We start from the raw sequence: 26,479 nt of genomic DNA, 5'->3' as shown, positions 1-26,479 counted from the left end.
GATGCAGAACTGGATAAAATTTTTGATGCTGTTTTTAGGTTCGTTTTTGTTTGCGCAACAAACGAGTTTCAAGTTTGATTTTGGTACAGACAGAACCGAAAACGGATTTATTCCAATCACATCAACATCGAAATTTGACAAGAAAATCGGCTACGGTTTTATGGATATTTCCGGTTTGAAATCTGTTGATAACGGCGGAAATGCTTTGACGGGAGATTATATTACCAGCGACAAACCATTCTATTTTTCAGTCGCGATTCCTGAAGGAAATTATAATATTACATTGAATCTTGGCGATTCTAAAGGAAGTTCAGAAACAACCGTAAGAGTAGAAAACCGCCGTCTGATGTTAAATGACATCAAAACAAAAAAGGGAGAAATCATTGAAAAACAAATCACGGTTCACGTCAAAGACAGCATTATCCGAAATCAGGAAGGAACTCAAATCGGAATTGTAAAACTGAAACCGAGAGAAAGAAAATATTTACATTGGGACAATTTGCTGACGATTGAATTCAATGACAAAGCTCCGAAAGTTTGTTCGGTCATCGTTCAGCCTAACAAAATGGCGAAAACGATTTATCTGACTGGCGATTCTACAGTTGTGGATGCGCAGTACGAACCTTGGGCGTCGTGGGGACAGATGTTGCCGTATTTTTTCGTTCCGAATGAAGTCGTGATTGCCAACTACGCCGAAAGCGGAGAAACCCTGAAAGCCTTTGAAGACCGCCACCGAATCGATAAAATCTGGAATAAAATAAAGCCCGGAGATTATCTGTTCATTCAGTTCGGGCACAACGACCAAAAAGCGGGCAACAGTACAAAATCCGGCTATAGAAAGAGATTAAAGGAATGGATTTTAAAAGCAAAAGAATTGGAAGCAATTCCGGTTTTGGTTACTTCAATGAACCGCAGAGTTTTTGACGAGAACAATAAAATCGTCAATACTTTAGATGATTTTCCTGATGCAATGCGTGAGATTGCGAAACAGGAAAAAGTCGATTTAATCGATTTGAATGCATTGAGCAAAACCTTATTCGAAGCGATGGGACCGGAAGAAGCAAAAAAAGCATTCGTGCATTATCCAGCAAATTCCTATCCCAACCAACCAACTGCTTTGGCGGATGATACGCACTTCAACACGTATGGCGCTTACGAATTGGCAAAATGTGTCGTGAAATCAATCGAAGACCAAAATTTAACTTTAAAGAAATATATTTCAAAAAATTATAAAAGTTTTAACCCCAATAAACCTGATAAAATTGAAGACTTCCACTGGCCGGAATCTGTTTTTATGGAATCTTTGAAACCAGATGGTAATTAGGATTTAAGAGTGATTCGAAAAGAAATTTTGTTTGCTCCAGCCCTAAAGGAAGCAAAATTTCTAAGAGAGTTATGAGAAAATAATTCCTTTCATTCTGAGTATACTCAAGGAAAAAGTTAATAGAAATAATGTATATGAAATTGGTAGTCCTGAAAGGACGTTATCAAAAGCATTGGGTGAAGCCCAATGATAAAGTGAAAGAAATAGCAAACAAGCCCTGAAAGGGCAAATCAGAAACGTATCAAAAAAATCTTTGATTTTTAAAAACTAATGTGCTCTTTTCAAAAGCCGAATCGCCTACTATAAAATAACTAATGTGTCTAAAAAATCTTTTGTGACTTTTGTGGTGAATTAAACAGTCAAAAATGAAAATTAAAAATATAGTCAGCCTCAGTCTCATCTGTTTTGCCTTCGGAAATATCTCCGCACAAAACCCGTGGCCACAAACCACCGAGACCGCAAAACCGTGGACCCGATGGTGGTGGATGGGAAATGCAGCCGACGAAAAAGGTTTGGACAAACAACTGACCACTTTAAATAAAGCAGGTTTTGGAGGTGTGGAAATCGTGCCGATTTATGGCGCAAAAGGTTTTGAAAAACAATACCTCACTTACCTTTCTCCGGAGTGGATGAAAATGCTTCAATTCACGACCAGCAAAGCCAAAAGCCTAAGTATGGGCGTTGATATGTCGGTCGGAACAGGTTGGCCGATTGGCGGACCGCAAGTTGATGAACAGGATGCCGCGACAAAAATGATTGTTCAGACCTACACGATTTCATCAGGTGAAAAATTTTCAGATAAAATCGTTCTGAAAGATGAGAAACAAAAGAATTTAAAAACAGTAAAACTCAATATTGTTACAGCTTACAATGAAAAAAATGAAGCTGTAGTTTTAACTGATAAAATCAATGCTGACGGAACTTTGAACTGGAAACCAGGTTCAGGAAAATGGACGGTTTACGCAGTTTTCGTAGGTAAAACTTTACAAAAGGTAAAACGTGCTGCGCCAGGTGGCGAAGGTTACACTTTAGACCACTTTTCGCCGGAAGCAACAAAAGATTACCTGAAAACTTTTGATAAAGCTTTTGGAAATTCCAATTATGGAATCAGGTCTTTTTTCAATGACAGTTATGAGGTTTACAACGCTGACTGGACGCCGGATTTTTTAAATGAATTCAAAAAAAGAAGAGGATATGACTTAAGTCCGTTCATAAAATATCTCGTGAGCAACGAGGAAAATGAAACTGCAGGAAGAGTAAAATCGGATTACAGAGAGACTCTGAATGAATTGATTTTAACCAATTTCACCAAAGATTTTACCAACTGGGCGCATTCCAAAAACTCAAAAAATACCAATCAGGCACACGGTTCGCCAGGGAATTTGTTGGATTTGTACGCAGCGGTCGATATTCCCGAATCTGAAACTTTCGGAAGTTCGATTTTTGAAATTCCGGGGTTGAAAAGAGATACTGCGGATATTCAAAAATCAGATATGCCTGATTTTAATATGTTGAAATTTGCATCTTCGGCAGCAAATGTGACGGGCAAAAAATTAACTTCCAACGAAACTTTTACCTGGCTGACAGAACATTTCAAAACCTCGTGGTCACAGGCAAAACCGGAAGTAGAGCAGGTGTTTTTATCAGGAATCAATCACGTTTTTTACCACGGTACGACGTACACGCCAGCGGACGTGAAGTTTCCGGGATGGCTGTTTTATGCGTCGGTAAATTTCGTTCCTGAAAACAGTTTGTGGCCAAATATTAAAGGCTTAAATTCTTACATCGAACGCACGCAATCTGTTTTGCAAAGCGGAAAATCGGATAATGAACTGCTGATGTACTGGCCAATTTACGACCAGTGGGCGAGTCCGAAAGGGAAGGATGTGACGTTCAAAGTTCATAACGTGGAAAAATGGTTGGTGCCGACTCCGATGTACGAAAATATGAATAAGCTCAGTAAAATGGGGTATTCTCTCGATATGATTTCGGATAAAATGATTGGTGAATCAAAGTCGGAAAATCAGAAAATTCAGGTTTCTAAGGAAGGCTCGGCTTATCAGGTTTTAATTATTCCTGAACTGACGTATCTGCCGGAATCCACTTTAAAAAGCATAATAGATTTAGCTCAAAACGGCGCATCTGTCATATTTCAAAACGAACCCATAGATATTCCCGGAAACTTTGAAGTGGATAAAAGAAGAATGCTGTTAAAGTCTTTATGGAATCAGATTCCGTTTCAAAACCAGGCTGGAAATATGAAATTTGCCAGCATCGGAAAAGGAAAAATTGTTTTAAGTTCTGATGTTGTAAAAGCTTTGGAATATTTAAAAATCGAAAGAGAAAAACTGACCGACACCGGATTGAAATTTGTCAGAAGACAGTTCGACGGCGGAAAATATTATTACATCGTCAACCATACTTCAAAGGAAATCAATCAAAATATTCCGTTGAATTTTGTCGGAAAACAAGTGACGTTGATGAATCCTGAAAATGGAAATTATGGACTTGCAGAGACTCAGAATAATTCAGTTAAAGTTCAGTTGAAATCAGGACAATCCTTAATTATAAAAAATACCGAAGATATTTATACCTCGATTCCCAATTGGTATTACGCTGAAAAAACCGATGCTCCGATTCTCTTAAATCAACCTTGGCAACTCACTTTCAAAGAAGGCGGTCCCGAACTTCCGAGGACCAAAAATTTGAAGAAGCTGGAACCATGGACCAACTTCACAGAAGATGCTTCAACCCAAAGTTTTTCCGGAACCGGAGTCTACACGACGACGTTAAAATTAAAAAAGAAAAACGCCGACGATTATCTTCTGAAATTTGATAAGCTTTACGAAAGTGCAAAAGTGATTGTCAACGGTCAGGATGCCGGAATTGTCTGGAGTCTGCCTTATGAAATCAACATCGGAAAATATCTGAAGAAAGAGAAAAATACAATCCAAATCGAAGTCTGCAACCTGATGGCGAACCGAATCCGTGATATGGACCAGAAGAAAATCCAATGGCGAAATTACCACGAAATTAATTTTGTGAACATTAACTACAAGCCGTTTGACGCATCCAACTGGAAAGTTCAGCCTTCCGGTTTGGACGGAGAAATTCAATTAATCCCAATTCATTATTCAAAATAAAAATTAATTATGACTAAAAATATCATAAAAACATTCGCATTAGGAACATTGCTGACCTTCAGTTTTTCCAATGCTCAGCAGAAACCTAAAGTCGTTTTAGACAACTTTTTCAACAACGAAAAAAAGGAAAATAAAGAAACGAAAGTTCTGGAGTTGTGGCATTACACGTGGAATGACACCAGCAATGGTGGGTTTTCTTTACTGGGAGAAATCTTCACAAAACAAGGTGCCGAAATCAGTACTTTGACAACTGCTCCGTCCAAAAAAGATTTGAAAAATGCCAATATTTACATCATTGTCGATGCCGATATTGACAAAGAAGCATACGGCGGAAAGGCGAATCTGATTGACCCGACAAGCATCAAAAACCTGACAGATTGGGTGAAAAAAGGTGGTGTTTTGGTCTTGATGAGCAACGACAAGGGAAATTCTGAGTTTGAACATTTCAATAAACTGGCAGGAGAATTTGGCATTCATTTCAATGAAGACAGTTACAACCGCGTTCAGAAAAGAGAATTTGAGCAGGGAAAAGTGATGGTTACGGCAGGCAATGAAATTTTCTCCGAACAAAAATTATATATGAAGGAAGTGGCAACGGTTTCCGTGAAAAGTCCGGCGAAAGAATTGCTTTCTGCGGAAGGCAAAAACATCGCAGCCATAGCAAAAATAGGCAAAGGAACTGTTTTCGCACTAGGCGACCCGTGGTGCTACAACGAGTATATCGACGGCAAAAAACTTCCTGCAGATTTCACCAATTATCAAGGAACTGAAGAGTGGGTGAAATGGTTGTTGAAACAGACTTCTAAAAAATAATTTTTTTAAAGTGCAATCGGTTGAAGTTGTTTAGGAAGATTTATTTGGGCAGCTTAATCCGCCTTCCACTCCCGCTTTTTTGCTCGTCGTTCCTCCTCACAAAAAGAGCTCCGTTCAAGTCGGGCTGCGAGTGATTCAACGTTTTAAAATTGCTTTTAAATTTTGAAAAACCCTGATAGGGTAATATCAAAAGCATTGGGTGAAGCCCAATGATAGATTAAAGGAAGATTTCACACAGCCCTGAAAGGGCGAAATCAATTAAAGGAACCTTTGGAAATGGCAACCATTAGCCAAAACTTATAAAATCAGAATTATGAATGTAAAATTCAAATTTATTTTAGGTGCAATTCTTTTTTCAGAGCTCCTGTCTGCACAAAGACAAATGGAGTATCTGAAACGTGGAATTGTTGCCATACCTTCAGATTCAGGTATTTTTGTAAGTTGGCGTTTGCTTGGCACAGAAGCTCAGAACACGCATTTTGATTTGTACCGGACTGAAAATAATTCAACCAAAAAGCTGAATGAAAAACCACTTTCAAACGAAACTAATTTTTTAGATAAAACAGCAGACAAAGCAAAAAACTACACCTATTTCGTTAAATCAAATACGCAGGATAAATCAGTTGACAACGATTTTGCAAACTATGTCGCGAATCAAAAACCTTATTTTTCAATTCCTTTAAAAACACCCCAAGGTTATACTCCAAATGACGCATCAGTCGCAGATTTGGACGGAGATGGTGAATATGAAATCATCCTTCATCAAACCGGAAAGTCGAAAGACAACAGCCAGAAAGGAGAAACCGACCCACCAATTATTCAGGCTTACAAAATGGATGGCAAGCTTTTATGGGAAATCAATTTAGGTAAAAACATCAGAGAAGGAGCGCATTACACGCAGTTTTTGGTTTATGATTTAGACCAGGACGGCAAGGCGGAAATCGTAATGAAAACCGCTGACGGTAGCAAAGACGGCAAAGGAAAATTCATAGGCGACCCGACAAAAAATTACGTCAACGAAAACGGAATGATTCTCTCCGGACCGGAATTTATGACTGTTTTTGACGGAAAAACCGGAGCAGAAATTCACACCGTGAATTATGAGGTTCCAAGATTTGCCGGCAGTTTAAATCCAACCGACGAAGAAATGACCGAGACCTGGGGCGACGCGAAAGGAAACCGACTAGACCGATTTTTGGGAGCTGTTGCTTATCTGGATGGAAAAACCCCGAGTGTGATTATGTCGAGAGGTTATTACACTAGAACTGCTATTGCAGCCTGGGATTATAAAGATAAAAAACTGAGTTTACGATGGCTTTTCGATACCGAAAGTTCGGAAGAAAATAAAAAATACCGCGGACAGGGAAATCATAATTTGAGCATTGCAGATGTCGATAACGACGGAAAAGACGAAATTGTTTTCGGAGCAATGACTGTAGATGATGACGGAAAAGTGTTGAACAGCACAGGTTTCGGTCACGGTGATGCTTTGCACGTTGGAGATTTAGACCCATCCAATCCTGGATTGGAAATATTTGATATTCAGGAAAGATTTGATGATGCGGGAGCGCATTTCAGAGATGGGAAAACTGGAAAAGTTTTATGGAAATTACCATCAACGGTTTACAGTGAATCCAGTAAATTTCAAGGCCCGGGACGGGGTTTATCTTTGAATATTGACCCTCGTTATGAAGGTTCGGAATCGTGGGCTGCAGGAGCTGGATTAAAGGGAGTTTATAACACGAAAGGAAAAAAAATAAGCAACAAAAATCCGCCAGCGAATATGGGAATTTATTGGGATGGTGATTTTTTAAGCGAAATTTTGGATGGAACAAACGTATCAAAATGGGACTGGAAAAAAGAAAAATCCAATCTGATTTTTGATGCTAAAAATTTCCAGTGCGAGTCGAACAACGGGACAAAGAAAAATCCTGCTTTGGTGGCTGATTTATTCGGAGACTGGCGTGAAGAGGTGATGTACAGAACGGCCGATAATCAGGAATTGAGAATTTTTTCTACAACAATTCCAACGAAACACAGGCTGTACACTTTGATGCATAATCCGCAATATCGGTTGAGCATTGTCTGGCAAAATGTAGGGTACAATCAGCCTCCGCATACCGATTATTATCTGGATGAATCGATTAAAGAAATGCCAAAACCGAATGTTGAAACTATAAAATAGATTTACTGGAGAGATTTTTAACCACAAAAGGCACAAAAGATTTTGGACACATCAGTTATTTTAAGTTAGTTATTCGGCTTCTGATAAGAACACATCAGTTTTGAAAATCAAAGATTTTAAGCGAAGCGGCTCCGTGAAACAAAAAAAAATAAATAAAAACTCTGCGAACTTCGTGTTCAAAAAAATAAAAGTATTATGAAAATAAAGTTCATGCTTCCAATTTTAGCTTTGATTTTAATTATCGGAGCATCTTTTCAAAAACTTCAGGACAGACCTGTTCTTTACATCATAGGAGATTCGACCGTGCAAAATGGTTCTGGTAAAGGTGCAGACTCACTTTGGGGTTGGGGAAGTTTTATGAATTTATTTTTAGATACAACAAAAATCGAGATTCAGAATCATGCGAAAGGTGGCAGAAGCAGCAGAACTTTTATCACAGAAGGAAGGTGGGATTCGATTATGAAAAGCATTAAAAAAGGCGATTATGTTTTGATGCAGTTTGGTCACAATGATGGAGGTGAACTGGCCGATACTTTAAGAGCAAGAGGGACAATTAAAGGAATTGGAGAAGAGTCTAAGGATATTTACAACCCCATCCGTAAAGTGGACGAAACGGTTTATACTTACGGTCATTACATGAGAAAATATGTGAATGAGGCGAAATCTAAAGGTGCAATTCCCATTGTCGTTTCGCCAATTCCGAGAAATAAATTTAACGAGAAAGGTAAAATTGAAAAAGACCATTACGGAATCTGGTCACAAGAAGTTGCCCAACAAACCGGAGCTTATTTTTTAGATTTAAATACAATGGTCATCAAAAAATATGAAAAAATGGGAGCCGAAAAAGTAAAAGACTTTTTCCCGAAAGACCATACGCATACTAATGAGGCTGGAGCAATTTTTAATGCGGAACTGGTTACAAAAGGTATTAATGATTTAAAGAAATGTGAACTCAGGAATTATTTAAAAAGAAAATAAAAATAAATATATACTTATGAAAAAACTGTTAACAACAGGTTTTTTTGCACTGATCATTGGAGGTTTGACTTCCTGTTCGGTACAGAAGAATGCTTCAGCAAGCAAAGTGGAAATTCCCAACAAAAAAGAGGTTTTGGAAGTTTCAAGAAGAGCGAATCAATATTTTATGAACAAGTGGCCAGATACAGGCAAAGACATCGTCGGTAGAAAGGTTTGGCCAAGTAATCTTTGGACCCGCGCGGTCTACTACGAAGGTTTGATGGCTTTGTACAAAGTGGACCCGAAGAAAGAATATTATGACTACGCAATGTCGTGGGCAAACAATCACAAATGGGATCTGATGCGCGGAACCTATACCAGAAATGCCGATCACCAAGCTTGCGGACAAACCTACATCGACCTGTACGAAATCGATGGGAAAAAACATCCGGAAAGAATTAAGAATATTAAAGCCTCCATGGACAGCATGATTGCAACCTCCAAAGTAGACGACTGGTGGTGGATCGATGCGCTTCAAATGTCGATGCCGATTTTTACCAAATTAGGCAGAATCACGGGTGAGCAAAAATATTTTGACAGAAATTACGAAATGTATGCCTACACCAAGTACAAACATGGCGGAAAAGGATTGTATAACCAAGAGGATAAGATCTGGTGGAGAGATAAAGATTTCGTCCCACCTTACAAAGAACCGAATGGCGAAGATTGCTACTGGAGTCGTGGAAACGGCTGGGTAGTGGCTGCTTTGGCGAAAACGTTGCAAGATACACCAAAATCTGACCCTCATTATAACGAGTATTTGCAGGATTACAAAGATCTACTGGCGGCATTGCTTCCTATCCAAAGAGAAGATGGTTTCTGGAATGTGAGTTTGCATGACCCAACAAATTTCGGTGGAAAAGAAATGACCGGAACCGCACTTTTCGTTTACGGAATGGCGTACGGCGTGAACAATGGACTGATCGACAGAGAAATCTATTTACCAGTTTTAGTCAAAGCATGGAACGCCATTGCAAAAGAATCTGTTCAGCCAAACGGATTTTTAGGTTGGGTTCAGGGAACTGGGAAAGAACCTAAAGATGGTCAGCCACTTTCTATCAGCAAAGAGCCAGATTTTGAAGATTATGGTCTAGGTTGCCTGTTGCTTGCGGGAAGCGAGGTTTATAAATTGAAATAAGCACTAACTATCATTAAAATAACTGTCCCATGAAAACAAAAGAAAATTTAAAGCACATTCACTTTTCTTCAAACAAATTAAATGTTTCGGATAGAAGTTCTTTGAAGGACAAAGGTTTTTCAAATGTTTTAAGAAGGATATTTCTTGCGACAGTTATTTTTTTGTTTAATATTTTTCATTCTCAGCAGTTCTCAAATTCAACTCTGATTATTCCGGCCTCAGATTTTTTGGATGAAATTCCGAAAGGTAATTATATCACTTCGGCCACCGAACAAAAACAGGATTGGCTGTTCAACAATACCGGAATCATCCTCAATTCTCCGACAAATATTATGACAAAAGTAAATGCTCCGGAAGCGGGAGATTACCATTTGTTTGTTCGCAGTAGGGGAAATGGCAAAAGTTCTTTCAAAGTAGCGGTTAATGATAAGGTTACGGATGTTTTCTTTGGTAAAGATGAAATGAGCTGGGCAAATGGAGGCATTTTTAAACTTAAAAAAGGGATCAATGACATCAAAATTACAAGGATCACAAAAGGTGCTGTGTTTGATGTTTTGGCGTTGAGTAAAAATGCTTCTCTTACCGAAAAAGATATTAGTTTAAAGCAATTGCCTGATGATGTTAAATTACTTAAAGAATATAGAATTCCAGAATGTAATGCGGTAAAGTTTGGTGATGTAGATGGCGATGGCAAAACTGATTTTCTGGTATTGGAAAGGGATTTTTCCGCTCATGTTTTTGATCATGAGGGTAAAGAACTCTGGCAATGGAAAGCGCCGGAAGAATATGCGAAGGAACGTTCAGAATTTGAAGCACCCGGCGTTATCTGGGACTTTGATAAAGATGGAAAAAGTGAGATCGCACATTGGCGTCTTATCGATGGCAAAGAATGGCTGGTGATTGCAGATGGAAAAACCGGCGAAATCAAACATAAAACAGAATGGCCTACACAGCCGCTGCCACATGTTTACAATAATTTCAGATTGGCCATTGGGAAATTCAGCAATGCTGTTCCAAACGAACTGGCGGTATTTACAGACATGGGAAACACCATCAATGTGAATGTTTACGACAGTCAGTTAAAGCAGCTCTGGCAACACACAGAGACAAGAAAAAAAGACAATCTCGGTCATTATATTTATCCTGTTGATCTGAATAAAGATGGAATTGATGAAGTATTGGTCGGGTCACTGCTTTTAGATTCAAAAGGAAAAACCATTTGGAACAAGTTTGATCTGATTCCCGATAACCACGATCACGCCGATAGCTATAAGTTTGCGGACATTAATGGCGATGGTAAGTTGGATATCATTACGGCAAACAGCGAAGCAGGAATCTTCATGTATGATGGCATGACGGGTAAAATTATCTGGCAAAATGTCGCAGAACACAGCCAGCAAATACAGGTCGGTCATTTTCTAAAAAACAATCCTGGTTTGCAGGTCGTTGTTGGCGGCAGAACCTATGGCAATCGTCAGCTGGGTGAGCCTTATCTATCGAGTCAATTATATTGGTTCAGTCAGTCCGGAGATTTTCTTTTCAAATGGCCAGGAAATCCCATCAACGGCAATCCCGATTTTTTAAAAGGTGCATGGAATGGAAAAGATGATCAGCTTTTTTGGTATAAATTTAAAATGGAAGACAACGGAAAAGGTAAACTTTATTTCCCCGATCCTGTCTATCACATGTTCGATTTTATGGGTCAAGGAGCCGAGGAAGTTATCACGCTTAGCGACGGTAGCCTCAAAGTTTGGGGCAGCAAAAGTGCTGTTCATAATAACAAAGACCGAAAAAAAGATGTGATGTATTTGAAAAACACGGTCGTTAATCACACACATTATTAAAGTTTTTCCAAATTTTCAAAACACTTAAGAATATAGAGATCAGAGCAATAGTTCTGATTTTCTGTTTTATAGGATAAGTGATCCAGGTCTTTGAGATTGATCATCAAACAAAAAAAGCAATATCAAAGAATCATTTGATACATTGCGAAAATGCCAATATCTTTGAGTTTTTGCTGTGCATGACACTACAAGATGCGCAACCGATTACATCTTGCTAATTTTCAGTTTCAACCAATACAATAATTATGAATGCATTATTAGGAGTTTTATTTCATTTCTTGGGAGGCTTTGCTTCGGGCAGTTTTTATATGCCTTACAAAAAAGTGAAAGGATGGGAGTGGGAAACATTTTGGTTGATCGGAGGAACTTTCTCATGGATCATTGTTCCGCCATTGGCAGCGTATCTTACGATTCCAGGATTTTGGGATATTATTCAGAATGCGAGTTCATCCATCATCGGACTCACGTTTTTGTTCGGTGCCCTGTGGGGAATTGGCGGCTTCATGTATGGTTTAGGTGTTCGTTATCTGGGCGTGGCTTTGGGAAGCAGCATCATGTTGGGTCTTACAATGGTCATTGGCTCACTCGTTCCATCTATTTTTTATGAATTTTCTCCGCAGGCCGGAAAAGACAATATCGGTTTGATGCTTTCCGAAACATGGGGGCAATTTGTTTTACTAGGACTTTTCGTTTGTGTCATCGGGATTATTATCAGTGGAAAAGCTGGTGTGATGAAGGATAAAGAACTTCAAAATGAAACCACAATAGACACACACGGCGCAGCCGTAAAAACAGAATACAAATTTGGTTTAGGTTTGACGGTAGCCATTATTTCAGGGATTTTAAGCGCTTGTTTTAACTTCGGTTTGGAAGCAGGAAAGCCAATGGCGATGGTGGCCAACGAAGCTTGGAAAGTTGCCAATCCGGATCAGGGCGAGTTTCTTTTTCAGAATAATGTGACTTACATCGTAGTTCTCTGGGGCGGAATGGCGTCTAACCTAATTGGTTGCCTTTATCTAGCCTTTAAAAATAAATCTTATACAGATTACACCAAGAAAAATGTGCCTGTAGCAAAAAATATCATTTTCTGTGCATTGGCCGGAACGATGTGGTACTTGCAATTTTTCTTCTACGGAATGGGTGAGAGTAAGTTGGGGAACGGCCCAAGTTCATGGATCTTACACATGGCATTTATTATTTTGATTGCCAACCTTTGGGGCGTGATCATCAAAGAGTGGAAAGGCGTTTCCAAAAAGACGATCACGACCATTTCGGTCGGTATGTTTGTTTTATTGATCTCAATTTTGATTGTTGGATACGGTAATTCATTAAGATAATGATGACAAGGAAGGCCTTCAAAATGTTTCTCAACAAAGGTTCAGAAGCGGAATATCAAAAACGTCACACCGAGATCTGGCCAGAACTTCAAGACTTGCTGAGAGATGCAGGCGTTGCCAATTATTCTATTTTTCTTGATGACGAAACAGGCGTTTTATTCGGTGTTTTAGACTGTCATGATGAGACCAAATATCAAAATCTTCCACTTCAACCGATCATGCAGAAGTGGTGGAATCACATGAAAGATCTGATGCAGACCAATGAAGACAACTCTCCGGTAAGCATTTCTTTGACAGAAGTTTTTTACTTAAAATAAATATTTAAGAGCAATGAATGTTAATTTTAACGATAAAGTAATAGTCATCACGGGCGGTGCCGGAATTTTAGGCGCCGGTTTCAGTAAGGCCTTTGCAAAGCAAGGTGCTAAGGTCGTGATCTTGGGAAGAGATGAGGCCAAAGCTCAAAACTTAGCTTCTCAGATCATAGCCGAAGGCGGAACAGCGATAGGTTTAAGAGCCGACGTGACCAATTTGGATTCTCTCAAAGAAGCGCGAGATTTCATTAATGAAAAATTCGGAAAAACAGATATTCTGATCAACGCCGCTGGAGGAAATCATCCCGACAGCGTTACTTCACACGAGGTTTTTGATATCGAAAACGCTGTGGATAAAGACTTCTTTTCATTAACGGGAGAATCCATCCGGTTTGTAATGGACCTAAATTTTATGGGAACGCTTTTGCCAATCCAGGTTTTTGCAAAAGATATGATCGGGAGAAAAGATTGTTCGATTGTCAATATTTCTTCGGTCGCAGCTTTTCATCCGTTAACGAAAATTCCTGCATACAGCGCAGCAAAAGCAGCGATTGCGAGTTTTACACAGTGGTTGGCTGTTTATTTTGCTAAGGAACAGATTCGTGTCAATGCCATTGCACCTGGATTTTTCTTGACAGAACAAAACCGTTTTCTACTGACGAAAGAAGATGGAAGTCTTACCGAACGAGGCGAGAAAGTGATGCGAAATACACCAATGGGAAGATTCGGAAAACCCGAGGATCTGCAAAGCACTCTGCTTTGGTTATGCCACTCGGATGCGGCATTTGTGACAGGTATAACGGTTCCCGTAGACGGAGGATTTACTGCTTATGGAGTTGTTTGATCATAAAAATTTGGGCATGACGCAAACCTGGAGATGGTTTGGTCCACAAGATCCGGTTTCACTTTCGTTCATCAAAATGGCGGGAGCAACAGGCATCGTGACAGCATTACATCACATTCCAAATGGCGAAATTTGGAGTGTAGATGAGATCTTGAAAAGAAAAAAGATGATTGAGGAAAGCGGATTGATTTGGGAAGTCGTAGAAAGCGTTCCCGTTCATGAAGATATCAAAAAAAGGAAAGACGATTATCAGCTTTATATAGAAAATTATCAGCAGTCAATTCGGAATTTAGCACAATGTGGCATCAAAACGATTTGCTATAATTTTATGCCGATTTTGGACTGGACGCGCACCGACCTGGAATTTGAACTTCCCGACGGCAGCAAAGCGCTTCGTTTTGACCAATTGGAATTTGCAGTTTTTGAATTGTTCATTTTAAAAAGGAAAAACGTAGAAAATGATTACAGTTCAGAGCAGATAGAGAAAGCTGAAGCATTGTTCGGGCAGATGTCTGAAACTTACAAGACCCAACTTTCCAACAACATCATTGCCGGACTTCCCGGTGCCGAAGAAGGTTATCAATTGGACAAATTCAATGATCTCATTGATGAATATTCGGAAATTGGAGAACAGGGATTGCGGGAAAATTTGAGATCATTTTTAAAGGAGATCATTCCAATAGCAGCGGAAAATCAAGTGTTGATGGCCATACATCCCGATGATCCACCTTTCCCGATTTTAGGTTTACCAAGGATTGTCAGCACAGAAGCAGATGCTATGGAAATCCTTCAGACGGTCGATTCTATTTTTAATGGACTCTGTTTTTGCACAGGTTCATTCGGCGTTCGGCCAGATAATGATCTCGTGGGAATGATCGAAAGATTAGGTGATAAAATCAATTTCGTCCATCTAAGATCTACAAAAAGGGACGAAGAAGGAAATTTCTTCGAAGCCGACCATCTTGCTGGTGATGTCGATATGTACGGCGTGGTCAAAGCCTTGCTGATCGAGCAGAAAAATAGAATGATCTCAGGACGAACCGATTATAAATTGCCCATGCGACCAGACCACGGCCATCAAATGCTGGATGATCTGTCGAAAAGATCCAATCCTGGTTACAGTGCCATCGGCAGACTTCGCGGTTTGGCAGAACTCCGCGGTTTGGAGCTGGGAATTCGAAATAGTTTTTAATTAAATAAATTCTTCGACATGAAATATTTTTCAATCAAATCCTCAATTTTATTTTTAATGATTTTGAGTTTATCGTCGCGCATTTCTGCACAGATAAAATTTGACCCCGAAATTCAAAAATATAATTTCAACAGTCAATGGTTGCTGAATGTCGGCGATGTGAATGATGGAAAAGCAATTTCATTCCAAGATCAAAACTTGAAAAAGGTCACCGTTCCACGCGCATTCAATGAAGATGAAGCTTTTAAAGTGGCGATTGACAGCCTTTCAACGTCGATTGTCTGGTACAGAAAACACTTTAAACTTCCGAAACAGGCCAAAGGGAAAAAGATTTTCTTGGAGTTTGAAGGGATTCGTTTCGGTGGCGAATTTTTCATCAATGGACAATCTGTTGGGATCCACGAAAATGGTGTGATGGCTTTCGGTCTGGATATTTCTGACTTTGTAAAATTTGGAAACGAAGACAATGTTTTTGCTGCCCGAATAGATAATTCCTGGAAGTACAAAGAAAAGGCAACCGGCCAAGGCTACCAGTGGAATGATAAAAATTTCAACGCCAATTACGGTGGAATTCCCAAAAACGTCAATTTATATATCAAAGAAAAAATCTATCAGACGCTTCCGCTTTATTCGAATCTTGGAACGACTGGAACTTATATTTACGCCAAAGATTTTGATATTAAAAATAAATCTGCTGTTATTCATGCAGAATCTGAAGTTTTTAATGAATTTTCAGAACTTAAAAATGTCAGATTCGAAACCGTCATCAAAGATCAAAAAGGTAAAGTCATTAAGACCATAAAAGGCACTGAAACCAAAATTTTACCCGGACAAAAAACAATTTTAAAAGCAGAAGCTTTGGTAAATGACCTGGAATTTTGGAGTTGGGGTTACGGTTATTTGTACACGGTCTACACAGATTTATACGTCAATAATAAATTGATTGACAGAGTACAGACCAAAACAGGATTTCGAAAAACGAAATTTGAGAAAGGAATGGTTTACCTCAATGACCGCGTCATCCAATTGAAAGGTTATGCGCAACGAACCAGCAACGAGTGGCCAGCAGTTGGGATGTCTGTTCCAGCTTGGCTGAGTGACTTCTCCAATAAACTAATGGTGGAAAGCAACGCCAATCTCGTTCGCTGGATGCACGTGACGCCTTGGAAACAGGATGTAGAAAGTTGCGACAGAGTAGGATTGATGCAAGCAATGCCTGCTGGTGATGCTGAAAAAGATGTCTCCGATAGACGCTGGCAACAGAGAACTTTGCTGATGCGTGATGCGATCATTTACAACAGAAACAATCCGAGTATTGTTTTCTATGAATCCGGAAACGAATCGATTTCAGAAGAACATATGGCAGAGATGAAAGCCATCCGAAATCAATACGATCCTTTTGGTGGACGAGCCATCGGTTCGCGTGAAATGCTGGACAGCGAAACTGCAGAATATGGCGGCGAAATGCTTTACATCAACAAATCGGCTGATATTCCTATGTGGGCCACAGAATATTGCAGGGACGAAGCACTCAGGAAATATTGGGACGACTATTCTTATCCTTACCACAAAGATGGCGAAGGAACTTCCTACTACAGATCGACAGTAACCAACAAAGTAGAAAAAAGACAGGATGCACAGAACTACAACCGCAACCAGGATACTTTTACCAAAGAGACCGTAACCAGATGGTATGACTACTATCGAGTTCGTCCGGGAACTGGAGACAGAGTCAGTTCGGGTGGTGTTAATATTATTTTTTCTGATACCAATACGCATTACCGTGGGGTTGAAAATTATAGAAGAAGTGGCGAAGTAGATGCGATGCGAATTCCGAAAGATGGTTTTTTTGCCCATCAGGTGATGTGGGACGGCTGGGTTGATGTAGAAAAGTACCGCACGCACATCGTCGGACATTGGAATTATCCTGAGAATACCCAGAAAGATATTGTCGTGGTTTCAAGTGGGGAAAAAGTTGAGCTTTTCATTAATGGAAAATCTTATGGCTTTGGCGAAAAATCAGATGGATTTTGGTTTACTTTTAAGAATATTAAATTCCAACCCGGAAAGATTGAAGCTGTTAGCTATGACAATAAAAATAAGGAATTAAGTCGTGACAAACTTCAAACCGCGGGCAAACCACATTCCATCAAATTAAAAAAATGGAATGCTGCAGATGGTTTCAAAGCCGATGCTGCAGATCTTGTTCTGGTAGAAGTGGAAGTTCTGGATGAGCAAGGCAATCGCTGTCCATTGGCGAATAATTTAATTTCATTTGAATTGAATGGTCCTGCAGAATGGCGTGGTGGAATTGCCCAGGGAAAGGACAACTACATTCTTTCAAAAAACCTTCCTGTAGAAAATGGGATCAACCGAGTTTTGGTGCGGTCAACGCTTGTGAAAGGTGAAATTTATCTCAAAGCAAAAGCTGAAGGTCTGATCTCGGATGAAATTAAATTTAGTTCAATTCAAGTCAGTGAAAAAGATGGTTTGTCAGCTTATAAGAGTGGCGATTTCCAGCCAGTCAATCTTTCGAGAGGCAAAACGCCTTCAACAGCTTCGTATAAAATTTCAAGACGATCTGTCGAAATCCAAAAAGCGGAAGCTGGAAGCAATCCTGAGAAAGCCAAATTCAGTTTTGATGATAATGAATTGAGCGAATGGGAAAGTGAAGGCGATATTTCCAGAGCTTTTCTAACTTACACTTTGAAGAAAGAATCCTTGATCAGTGAAGTCGAAATGAAACTCGTTTCCTGGCGAAACAAAAGCTATCCGGTTAAAATTTCTGTAGACGGTAAACCTGTTTATCAGGGGATGACGCCAAAGACTTTAGGATATTTTTCAATTCCAATTTCAGCGCCTGAAAAAGGCAAAACTGTAAAAATAGAATTGATGGGCGATGTGACGGAAAAAGATGCGTTTGGTGGTGTTGTAGAGATTACTGGAAAAAAGGAATTGCAGGAAAACAAAAAAGAGAATCGCTCTCTCGGCATTGTAGAAATTGAGTTCTACGAAAAACCGAATCAACAGTAGAAATTATCTGCAATAGATTTAAAAAATTGATTCATCTTTAGTGTTTCCTTGGAATGTCAGTTTTTAAAACTTTGTTTTTGTAAATTCGCAAACGATGCTTTTCTATATGGCGCTGATTATTTCAGTGCCTTTTTTATGAAATTAAAATTGAAAGAAGTCGGAAATAAAATTTGTGATATTAATCAGCTTTTTGAATGTAAGAGAATTTTACCTCCTTAAAAATAATTCTTTTATTGTGTATTTTATATTTAATTATTTAAATTAATAATATTTTTTTTAGTTTAAAATTAATATAAATTAAATATTTAGCGATACAGGATATTGCAGGATGCTCAACTTTTTGTAAGGATGTAGTATTGTGATAATAATTTAACATTAATAAAAATTAATATATGTTAAATGTAATAATTGGTTATCCAGTACTTTTCATCAAGATTGATCACCTGAAATGTTATGGTACTTTTTTCTAACAAAATAATTATTAACCCATGAAGAAATCTATAATAACCCTAAGTATTCTAATCAGTACGTCTGGTTTGGTCTTCGCTCAGGAAACACAGACAAATGGCAAGGCCAATGACAGTACGAAAACAAATAAGACCAAAGATATTGAGGAGGTCGTTATTATTGCTTACGGTTCTCAGAAAAAAGGAGAAGTTACAGGTGCTGTAGGCAAAGTTGATACCAAAAGTTTTAAAGACCGTCCGATTGCCAGAGTAGATCAGGCACTTACGGGCCAGATCGCTGGGGTGAAGACCCGTGCAACTAGCGGAAAACCGGGCGAGCCTTTGGAGGTCCGAGTTCGTGGAACGGCTTCTATTTCAGCAAACAATTCACCTGTGTACGTGGTGGACGGAATGGTCGTAGATGATATTGCGAACATTGCACCAGATGATGTGCAATCGATTGACGTCTTGAAAGATGCCGCTTCTACTGCGATGTATGGATCAAGAGGATCAAACGGTGTGGTGATTGTGACCACGAAAAAAGGAACTTCTGGCAAACCTTCATTTAGTTTTTCTCAATATTATGGCGTTCAGACCATCGAGAAGAAACTGGATATCATGACCAGTGCCGAATGGATCGATTACGTGACGGAAGCTACCAACAAGAAATGGGTCGCTCTGAATCCTGCTACCAATTCTGCCTCGGACAGCTATGAGGTGAGAGCAAAGTATTTCAATCTTGCTAATAATTATGATTATAATCTTGCTAACATCAACTACATGCTGGATCCAAGATGGGGAACAAATCAGGTGGCTAATATCGATTGGCAAGATGAGTTTTACCGTCCTGCATCCATCCAAAGTTATCAGTTAGGTGTACAAGGCGGCAGCAAAAATGCCAAGTATGCCATCTCTGCAGGTTACTTTGATCAAGAAGGTTTGGCGATCAACACAGGATTTAGAAGATATAATCTAAGTGCGGTAGTTGACATTAATATTACAGACAAATGGAAAGTTGGGGTTTCATTACGTCCTAGTTTCTCCGAAAGTTATGGTGAGACGGTAGATGGTAAAGATAATCTTGCCCACAAAATGCTTTCTATGGTTCCAATAGCGGAGAACTCTGCAGGTGTCTACACCAACTTCTGGAAAAATACAAGATACAGATGGGCCGGATCCACACAAAGTCCGATCGGATTGATGGAAAACACGACCAACGATACCAATGAATTTAGATTATTGTCCAGTTTATACATGTCATACGACATTATGCCAGGCCTTAATTTCAAAATTTCAGGAGGGGCGACCAACAACTTCAATATCAATAGTGGCTACACGCCGACCTTTGACCTGATTACAAATATCCCGGGACAGGTAAGTATTGCAAGCCGCAGAACGGTAAACTACAACCGATATCTGGGAGAGGCTTTGCTTAATTACAAAAAAACATTCGGAGACCACAGCGTTGCTGCCATCGCAGGTTACAGTGCAGAGAACTACAGAGTGACCACGCAGTACAACAGGAACAAAGGTTTTGCTAATGATGATCTAAAGACTTTCAATTTTACACAGTCTGCATCTGTACTTAACTCAGAATCTACAGCATCAGAATGGATGTTGGTCTCTATGTTCGGCCGTGTGAATTATGATTACAAGAAAAGATATATGTTGTCTGCAAGTATCCGTAGAGATGGATCGTCCAGATTCGGATGGAACAACCTTTGGGGAACTTTCGCGGCATTTGGAGGAGCATGGAACGTCGCTCAGGAAAATTTCCTAAAAGATTCCAGCTGGTTGACGAATATGAAATTCCGATACAGCTGGGGTGAAAATGGAAACAACTCCATTGGAGAGTACAGAGCATTTGGAACATTGGCAGGTGGAAACTATTCATTTGGTGGTGGCTTGACAAATGGTCTGATCCCGAACACAATCCCAAATCCTGATCTGACATGGGAAAAGACAAGGTCTTCAGATTTCGGTTTTGAACTGGGATTGTTCAACAGGATAGATTTTACAGCAGATTATTACATCAAGAAAACGAACGACCTACTTTTGCAACAGCCGATTCCATCTGTCACTGGTTACAACACCATGTGGAAGAATGTGGGCTCTGTAGAGAACAAAGGTGTGGAGTTGGAACTTAGCACAAAGAATTTTGTGGGAGAATTCAGATGGAACACTTCCGCCAACATTGCTTTCAACAACAACAAAGTATTGCAGTTAGGCAGTGACAATGCACCGATTTACACAGGTTTCAGCAATACGACGAATATTATCCAGGTAGGAGAAGAACTCAATTCCTTCTATCTTTACAAAGCCATTGGTGTCCTTTCCAGTGCAGACATCGCAAATGCTGGTGTGGCCAAAACGAATGGTGCTATCGCCGGTGACGTAAAATATTTTGATTACAATGGTGATGGTAAGATCGATGATAAAGACCGACACATCATTGGCGGTCCAACACCAGATTACTATTGGGGATTCACCAATACATTCTCATACAAAAGTTTCGACCTTTCCGTATTTTTCCAAGGTCAGCAAGGTGGTTATAGTTATGCACTCTTAGGACGTGCAATCGACCGTCCGGGAATGGGAACACTGAACAATGCCATGGGAAATTGGGCCAACAGATGGCAGTCGGACGAAAATCCGGGCGATGGAAAAACACCTAGATTGGATGGGACCACAGGAAGTCTTTTGGACACGAGATGGCTTTATGACGCTAGTTATATCCAGTTGAAAAATATCACATTAGGCTACAATTTTTCTCAGGATCTGATAAACAAATTAAGAATTTCCAATCTAAGGATCTATGTGAGTTTGGAAAATGTATGGAGAAAGGACAACTACTACGGTGGATATAATCCAGAATCTGTACAGTCAGACGGAACCGACTATGGTGCATATCCAAATGCGAAAGTTTATATGATGGGATTGAACTTTAACTTCTAAATTAAAAAAAAATGAAAACGACTTATAATACAAAAACATCTTTTCTAAAAGTAAGCGGTAAAACCTTAACGAAAGCTTTCCTTGTCGGAACTTTGATGATGGGAATGCTAAGCTGCGAAGATGACCTAAGACTGGAACCAGAAAATAATATTACCCAGAACTCCTTCTACACCACCGAATTGCAGATCAACCAAGCCTTGTCTGGTGTTTATTCTGCAATGATAAATGCTTCATCAAGAGGAGGTTATGATGTTAATTTTTACCTTTTAGCATCAGAGGTGCGATCCAATAATTATACGGCACTTTCACAAAACGGAAATAGAGATTATTTTGCGATCAACCGTTTCCAAGATACGTCATCTACAGAAGAGGTGGCGATCCTTTGGGATGATGCCTACCAGCTGATCTCTTATGCGAATGTGATCTTGTCCAGAATTGATGCCGTTCCTTTTGCCAATGCTGCAACCAAAGAACAATACCGTTCAGAGACCCGTTTTTTGAGAGCATATGCTTATTTTGAGTTGATGCGCACCTTTGGAAAAGTGCCACTCATCGATCGTCCCGTAAGTCCAGAGGAGGCTTTGGCGATTCCTAGAACAGATTTGACGGTCCTTTATACCTTCATCACTTCCGAAATCGAAGCTTCAGTAGCTGGACTGAAAGATACTTACGAAGCTAAAGATAAAGGCAGGGTTACAAAAGCGGCAGCTCATGCAATGCTTGGCCGAATTTACCTTACCGGCGCCGGCTATCCGCTTAACAATAATGCCTACGTAGAAAAAGCAAGAACGAATCTACAGGCGGTCATTCAGAAAGAAGGTCAGTTTGTGACTTTTGCGCCCAATTATGCCGATCTTTTCAAAAGTGCCAACGACAACAAGTACCATCTTTTCGAGATCCAACATATCACTGGTGGGCTTTCACAAGGCTCTCTTCTGCCAAGTTATGTTACCCCGAACTTTGGTGTCAACGATCCTTTTTATAACGCACAAAGTAGCTTGTACAGCTCGGGCGAATTAGGTGTTTCCCAGTCGCTTATCAGTTCTTATGAGTCAGGCGACCTGAGATTGCCATTGACGATCAAGACATCATTCATAGCACAAAATGGACAGCCAGATAATCAAAATTTCTTTGTGAAATTCCGTGAAAAAGGAATGGTGATCACCAACCGATACGATTGGCCGATCAACTTCCCAATTATTAGATATGCCGATGTTTTGTTGATGTATGCTGAGGTTCTCAACATGCAGGGCAATACGGCAGGAGCTGTTCCGTACGTCAACAGGATCCGCCAGAGAGCAGGTCTTCCTGCGCTTTCCACTTCATTATCTAGTGCTGATTTTATGACAGCTTTGCGAAGAGAAAGAAGGTCCGAATTTGCAGGCGAAGGTATTTATTGGCATGATCTGGTACGTTGGAACATTGCAGTGGATGTCATCAACCAAGCTGCGGCGGCACTCAATTACAATTATACAATTACGACCAATGACTATCTCTACCAGATTCCTTTGACACAGGTACAAATAGCTGGATACGAGCAAAATCCATAATGTCATTTGTAAAATAATCAAAGCGGGAAATAACAACTATTTCCCGCTTTTTTTTTGCTAAAACCTCAATCTCAAATTATTTTTATTAATATAATCCGAAGTGGAATTTTGCTTCGTTGAATTAATGAAATCTTAATGCTTCAACTATATTTTTTTTAAATAATTACAAATAATTGTATATAAATATTAAATTTTTAATGTTTGCAGGATATGGCAGGATGCGAGAGTTTTTGGAACAGTGTACTTTGGTGACATAATAAATTAGTGTAAATAAAATTTTAATAAAAATTAATATATGTCTCTAATAATCAAACACAAAGATATTAAGCGAATCGTGTTTCCGGCATTTTTGCTTACATCGGGTTTCTTATGGTCGCAGCAGAAGGCAAGTGACACTGCAAAAACGGACATTAAAGATATCGATGAGGTCGTGATCATAGGTTACGGATCGGTGAAAAAGTCAGATCTTACTGGCTCGGTTTCCTCTGTTTCTGCCAAAGATCTCGCAGCTACTCCGGCAATGAATGCTTTACAAGCTTTGCAAGGTAGAGCTGCAGGTCTGAATATCGTGACTGCTGGTGGCGCTCCTGGCGCGGGTGCCAACGTCACCGTTCGTGGTGGTGCGTCTATCACACAAGGGACGGAGCCGCTTTACATTGTTGACGGTTTCCAGTTGGATGGCGCGCTGAATGTCATCAATCCAAATGACATCGAAAGTATTGATGTCTTGAAAGGTGCTTCTGCAATTGCGATCTACGGTGCGCGTGGTTCCAATGGAATTATCGTGATCAAGACGAAAAGTGGGAAGAAGGGAAAGACCACGATCAATTACAACTCTTTCATGAGTTTTGATATGCTTTCGAAAAAACTGGACATGGTTTCCAGCGCTGACCAGTATGTGAAATATCAGTACGAATTGGCCCAGCTCGCAGGGAAAACAACACAATGGAGCAACGTTTTTGATAACAGTCTGGGCATAGATTCACCGGGATTTTATGCAGGTGTGTTTGATAGGATCAACAACAGATACGCGAATGCACCAGCGTTGAACTGGCAAGAAAAGATGCTTGGTGGCACAGGCGTTACTCAAAATCAGAATATCAATATCTCTGTAGGGAACGAGAAAACGCAGGCTTTCATCAGTTATAATTACAATGATCAGCAAGGATTGCTAGCCAACTTCAGTGAAAAACGGAACTCTTTACGTGCTAACATCAAATCAGAACTTTACAAAGGGATCAGGGTAGATTTTGGTTCGATGTTCACGGTCAATTCCACGGATGGTGGCGGTGCATATGGCGGAATGAAAAAAATTCTTCTTCAGCCGATCAATGGTGGAACCAAGTTTACACAAGATGAGTTGTACAATACCCAAACGTACGGTGACTTTTCCGGTTTTGATTCCAATTTTGATACAGAAAATCCATACATAGAAACGAGAGCTTCCACTTCCAACAAACGGTCGAGATCATTTGTGGCAAACGCAGGTATCGAGTTCGATATCATGAAGAATTTTACTTTCAGAACTGCTGGTCAATACCAATGGAACAATAGTAAATCGACCTCTTTTGCAGACGAAAACTCCCGCGCTTTCCTTACCGATCCAGTGAATACGGGAATCAACGGAAGTATTGGAAACAGCGAATCCTACCGCTATCAGCTTACAAATACTTTGACCTACAACAACACCTTCGGGGAAAAACACAGATTGACTGCTTTGATCGGGCAAGAAGCGATCTATCAGGAGTCTGAAAGCAATAATATGAGGCTGATCAAATTCCCAGTGGTCAATTTTGGGTTGGATGATGTGACGAACGCAACAGTCGCAGATAAAGATACGGACCGTTCCAGTACGAGTTTGTCCTCTTATTTCGGACGTGTCAACTACAATTATGACGACCGCTACCTCATTACAGCTACGGTGCGTAGAGATGGTTCTTCCAAATTTGGACCTGTCAATCGTTATGGAACCTTTCCATCGGGTGCATTGGCTTGGCGACTTTCACAAGAAAATTTCTGGAAAGATGGAAAGATCAATAATGTGATCAACGAGATCAAGTTCAGAGGTGAATATGGTGTGACTGGTAATAATGATATTGGAAACAGTTTGTATACCACGAACTTGGTGCTTACAGATTATCCACTGAACAATACGGTTGGTAATCCTGCGTACACCACCAGCAACAGATTGGGAAATCCCTATCTGAAATGGGAAGAGATGAGGTCCACCAATATTGGAGTGGATATGGCTTTTCTTAATAATAGAATAAAATTAACCTCGGAATGGTACAATAACAAAGTGAGTGATATGCTTTTGGATGCCTTGTTACCAGTGTCATCAGGATATGCCAGACAACAGCAGAATATAGGGACCATGCAAAACCGTGGAATGGAATTTACACTAAATACCGTCAATCTGCGCACCGAGAATTTCAGATGGTCAACAGATGCCAATATTGGTTTCAATAAATCAAAAGTATTGTCCCTGGAAAACGGGCAGACCCAGAAAACTTTCAGTGTAGGAAGCAGCAGAGGAGGTTTGGTAACTTATTATGCAACAGTTGGTGAGCAATTGGGAGACATGTATGGTTATGTTTATCAAGGTATTTACACAACTGCAGACTTTACACAGGCGGCCAATGGCACATTGACTTTGAATCCAGGTGTTGTAAAACCAGCTACCGGAACACCTAAACCTGGCGACATGAAATTTGCAGCAGATAATGCTGCGGGAGATCAATTCACAAGAAAAATGGTGAAGATTGGAAATGGGACACCAGACTTTATTGGAGGTATCAGCAATAATTTCTCTTACAAAGGCTTCGACATGGCTGTATTTATGAAATTCAGTGTGGGAGGTGATGTTTACAATGCGACCAAGCAGAGTTTGAGTCCATATGCTTTATATCAAAATGTACCTACAGAATTCGGGAATAATTATTATCATCTGATTGACCCAAATACGGGATTGGCAACAAACAATTTGGTCAGATTGAAAGAACTAAATCCAAACGAGGACGCCAATCTTTGGAGCTTAAGCAATACCAATACCACCAATATCGCTTATCCTTCATCTTACTATGTGGAAGATGGGTCATACTTAAGGATTGCACAGCTGACACTTGGTTATAGTTTGAATAGAGAATTCTTGGAACACGTCTCAGTGGCCAATGCGCGCATCTATGTTACAGTGAACAATCTGGCAACCATTACAGGCTACTCTGGCTACGATCCGGAAGTTTCTGCAGCAAGTGGCGTTACAGTATCTCCTGGCTACGATAGTTCTTCTTTTCCAAGATCCAGAAGTTACGTTCTTGGGATCAACTTAACTTTTTAATTAATTA

General features: G+C 39.9%; 15 protein-coding genes. All 15 read left to right on the top strand.

Going from position 1 to position 26,479, the window contains the following annotated elements; translation table 11 throughout:
- Window position 1 precedes the first annotated feature (1 nt).
- The gene (locus tag BMW39_RS17815) at window positions 2-1,324 is read left to right on the top strand and encodes a rhamnogalacturonan acetylesterase (protein WP_034978792.1); all 1,323 of its coding nucleotides are present in this window, start codon (window positions 2-4) and stop codon (window positions 1,322-1,324) included.
- Window positions 1,325-1,689: 365 nt separating this feature from the next.
- Complete coding sequence (locus tag BMW39_RS17810) at window positions 1,690-4,467, top strand: glycosyl hydrolase (RefSeq protein WP_034978793.1); 2,778 nt, start codon at window positions 1,690-1,692, stop codon at window positions 4,465-4,467.
- A 9-nt stretch (window positions 4,468-4,476) separates the two neighbouring features.
- Complete coding sequence (locus BMW39_RS17805) at window positions 4,477-5,280, top strand: DUF4350 domain-containing protein (protein WP_051880063.1); 804 nt, start codon at window positions 4,477-4,479, stop codon at window positions 5,278-5,280.
- Between the two features lie 313 nt (window positions 5,281-5,593).
- Window positions 5,594-7,465 carry a rhamnogalacturonan lyase gene (locus tag BMW39_RS19380; RefSeq protein WP_034978795.1) on the top strand — a complete coding sequence of 624 codons (1,872 nt, stop codon included), beginning with the start codon at window positions 5,594-5,596 and terminating at the stop codon, window positions 7,463-7,465.
- Between the two features lie 195 nt (window positions 7,466-7,660).
- Window positions 7,661-8,443, top strand: a complete 783-nt coding sequence (locus tag BMW39_RS17795) for a rhamnogalacturonan acetylesterase (protein WP_034978797.1) — start codon at window positions 7,661-7,663, stop codon at window positions 8,441-8,443.
- Window positions 8,444-8,459: 16 nt separating this feature from the next.
- Window positions 8,460-9,620: a glycoside hydrolase family 88/105 protein gene (locus tag BMW39_RS17790; protein ID WP_034978799.1), complete on the top strand. Its 1,161-nt coding sequence runs from the start codon at window positions 8,460-8,462 to the stop codon at window positions 9,618-9,620.
- A gap of 29 nt (window positions 9,621-9,649) precedes the next feature.
- Window positions 9,650-11,464: a hypothetical protein gene (locus BMW39_RS17785; protein ID WP_034978801.1), complete on the top strand. Its 1,815-nt coding sequence runs from the start codon at window positions 9,650-9,652 to the stop codon at window positions 11,462-11,464.
- A 245-nt stretch (window positions 11,465-11,709) separates the two neighbouring features.
- The gene (rhaT, locus tag BMW39_RS17780) at window positions 11,710-12,801 is read left to right on the top strand and encodes an L-rhamnose/proton symporter RhaT (RefSeq protein ID WP_034978803.1); all 1,092 of its coding nucleotides are present in this window, start codon (window positions 11,710-11,712) and stop codon (window positions 12,799-12,801) included.
- A complete protein-coding gene (gene rhaM, locus BMW39_RS17775) occupies window positions 12,801-13,118 on the top strand; it encodes an L-rhamnose mutarotase (RefSeq protein ID WP_245750503.1) in 318 nt (105 codons plus the stop codon). Before rhaT ends, rhaM begins: the two co-directional genes overlap by 1 nt.
- A gap of 13 nt (window positions 13,119-13,131) precedes the next feature.
- Window positions 13,132-13,959 (top strand): SDR family oxidoreductase, encoded by an 828-nt coding sequence (locus BMW39_RS17770; RefSeq protein WP_034978805.1) that lies wholly within the window; start codon window positions 13,132-13,134, stop codon window positions 13,957-13,959.
- 16 nt (window positions 13,960-13,975) lie between these two features.
- Window positions 13,976-15,151, top strand: a complete 1,176-nt coding sequence (uxuA, locus tag BMW39_RS17765) for a mannonate dehydratase (protein ID WP_221406056.1) — start codon at window positions 13,976-13,978, stop codon at window positions 15,149-15,151.
- 57 nt (window positions 15,152-15,208) lie between these two features.
- A complete protein-coding gene (locus BMW39_RS17760) occupies window positions 15,209-18,184 on the top strand; it encodes a DUF4982 domain-containing protein (RefSeq protein ID WP_245750502.1) in 2,976 nt (991 codons plus the stop codon).
- A 488-nt stretch (window positions 18,185-18,672) separates the two neighbouring features.
- On the top strand, window positions 18,673-21,585 hold the full coding sequence (locus BMW39_RS17755) for a SusC/RagA family TonB-linked outer membrane protein (protein ID WP_051880064.1): 2,913 nt from the start codon (window positions 18,673-18,675) through the stop codon (window positions 21,583-21,585).
- A gap of 11 nt (window positions 21,586-21,596) precedes the next feature.
- Window positions 21,597-23,135: a RagB/SusD family nutrient uptake outer membrane protein gene (locus tag BMW39_RS17750; RefSeq protein WP_034978809.1), complete on the top strand. Its 1,539-nt coding sequence runs from the start codon at window positions 21,597-21,599 to the stop codon at window positions 23,133-23,135.
- A 295-nt stretch (window positions 23,136-23,430) separates the two neighbouring features.
- Window positions 23,431-26,472, top strand: coding sequence for a SusC/RagA family TonB-linked outer membrane protein (locus BMW39_RS17745; protein ID WP_051880065.1), 3,042 nt, complete (start codon window positions 23,431-23,433; stop codon window positions 26,470-26,472).
- Window positions 26,473-26,479: the final 7 nt, after the last annotated feature.

Source organism: Epilithonimonas lactis (assembly GCF_900110605.1).
GTDB lineage: Bacteria > Bacteroidota > Bacteroidia > Flavobacteriales > Weeksellaceae > Epilithonimonas > Epilithonimonas lactis.
This window is presented reverse-complemented; position numbering and strand designations above follow the sequence as displayed.

Excerpts from the sequence above, each read along its gene's own strand:
- BMW39_RS17790 (WP_034978799.1), top strand. The coding sequence starts at position 8,460 with ATGAAAAAACTGTTAACAACAGGTTTTTTTGCACTGATCATTGGAGGT.
- rhaM (WP_245750503.1), top strand. The coding sequence starts at position 12,801 with ATGATGACAAGGAAGGCCTTCAAAATGTTTCTCAACAAAGGTTCAGAA.
- BMW39_RS17750 (WP_034978809.1), top strand. The coding sequence starts at position 21,597 with ATGAAAACGACTTATAATACAAAAACATCTTTTCTAAAAGTAAGCGGT.
- uxuA (WP_221406056.1), top strand. The coding sequence starts at position 13,976 with ATGACGCAAACCTGGAGATGGTTTGGTCCACAAGATCCGGTTTCACTT.
- BMW39_RS17815 (WP_034978792.1), top strand. The coding sequence starts at position 2 with ATGCAGAACTGGATAAAATTTTTGATGCTGTTTTTAGGTTCGTTTTTG.
- BMW39_RS17785 (WP_034978801.1), top strand. The coding sequence starts at position 9,650 with ATGAAAACAAAAGAAAATTTAAAGCACATTCACTTTTCTTCAAACAAA.
- BMW39_RS17760 (WP_245750502.1), top strand. The coding sequence starts at position 15,209 with ATGATTTTGAGTTTATCGTCGCGCATTTCTGCACAGATAAAATTTGAC.
- BMW39_RS17755 (WP_051880064.1), top strand. The coding sequence starts at position 18,673 with ATGAAGAAATCTATAATAACCCTAAGTATTCTAATCAGTACGTCTGGT.
- BMW39_RS17805 (WP_051880063.1), top strand. The coding sequence starts at position 4,477 with ATGACTAAAAATATCATAAAAACATTCGCATTAGGAACATTGCTGACC.
- BMW39_RS17770 (WP_034978805.1), top strand. The coding sequence starts at position 13,132 with ATGAATGTTAATTTTAACGATAAAGTAATAGTCATCACGGGCGGTGCC.
- BMW39_RS19380 (WP_034978795.1), top strand. The coding sequence starts at position 5,594 with ATGAATGTAAAATTCAAATTTATTTTAGGTGCAATTCTTTTTTCAGAG.
- rhaT (WP_034978803.1), top strand. The coding sequence starts at position 11,710 with ATGAATGCATTATTAGGAGTTTTATTTCATTTCTTGGGAGGCTTTGCT.
- BMW39_RS17795 (WP_034978797.1), top strand. The coding sequence starts at position 7,661 with ATGAAAATAAAGTTCATGCTTCCAATTTTAGCTTTGATTTTAATTATC.
- BMW39_RS17745 (WP_051880065.1), top strand. The coding sequence starts at position 23,431 with ATGTCTCTAATAATCAAACACAAAGATATTAAGCGAATCGTGTTTCCG.
- BMW39_RS17810 (WP_034978793.1), top strand. The coding sequence starts at position 1,690 with ATGAAAATTAAAAATATAGTCAGCCTCAGTCTCATCTGTTTTGCCTTC.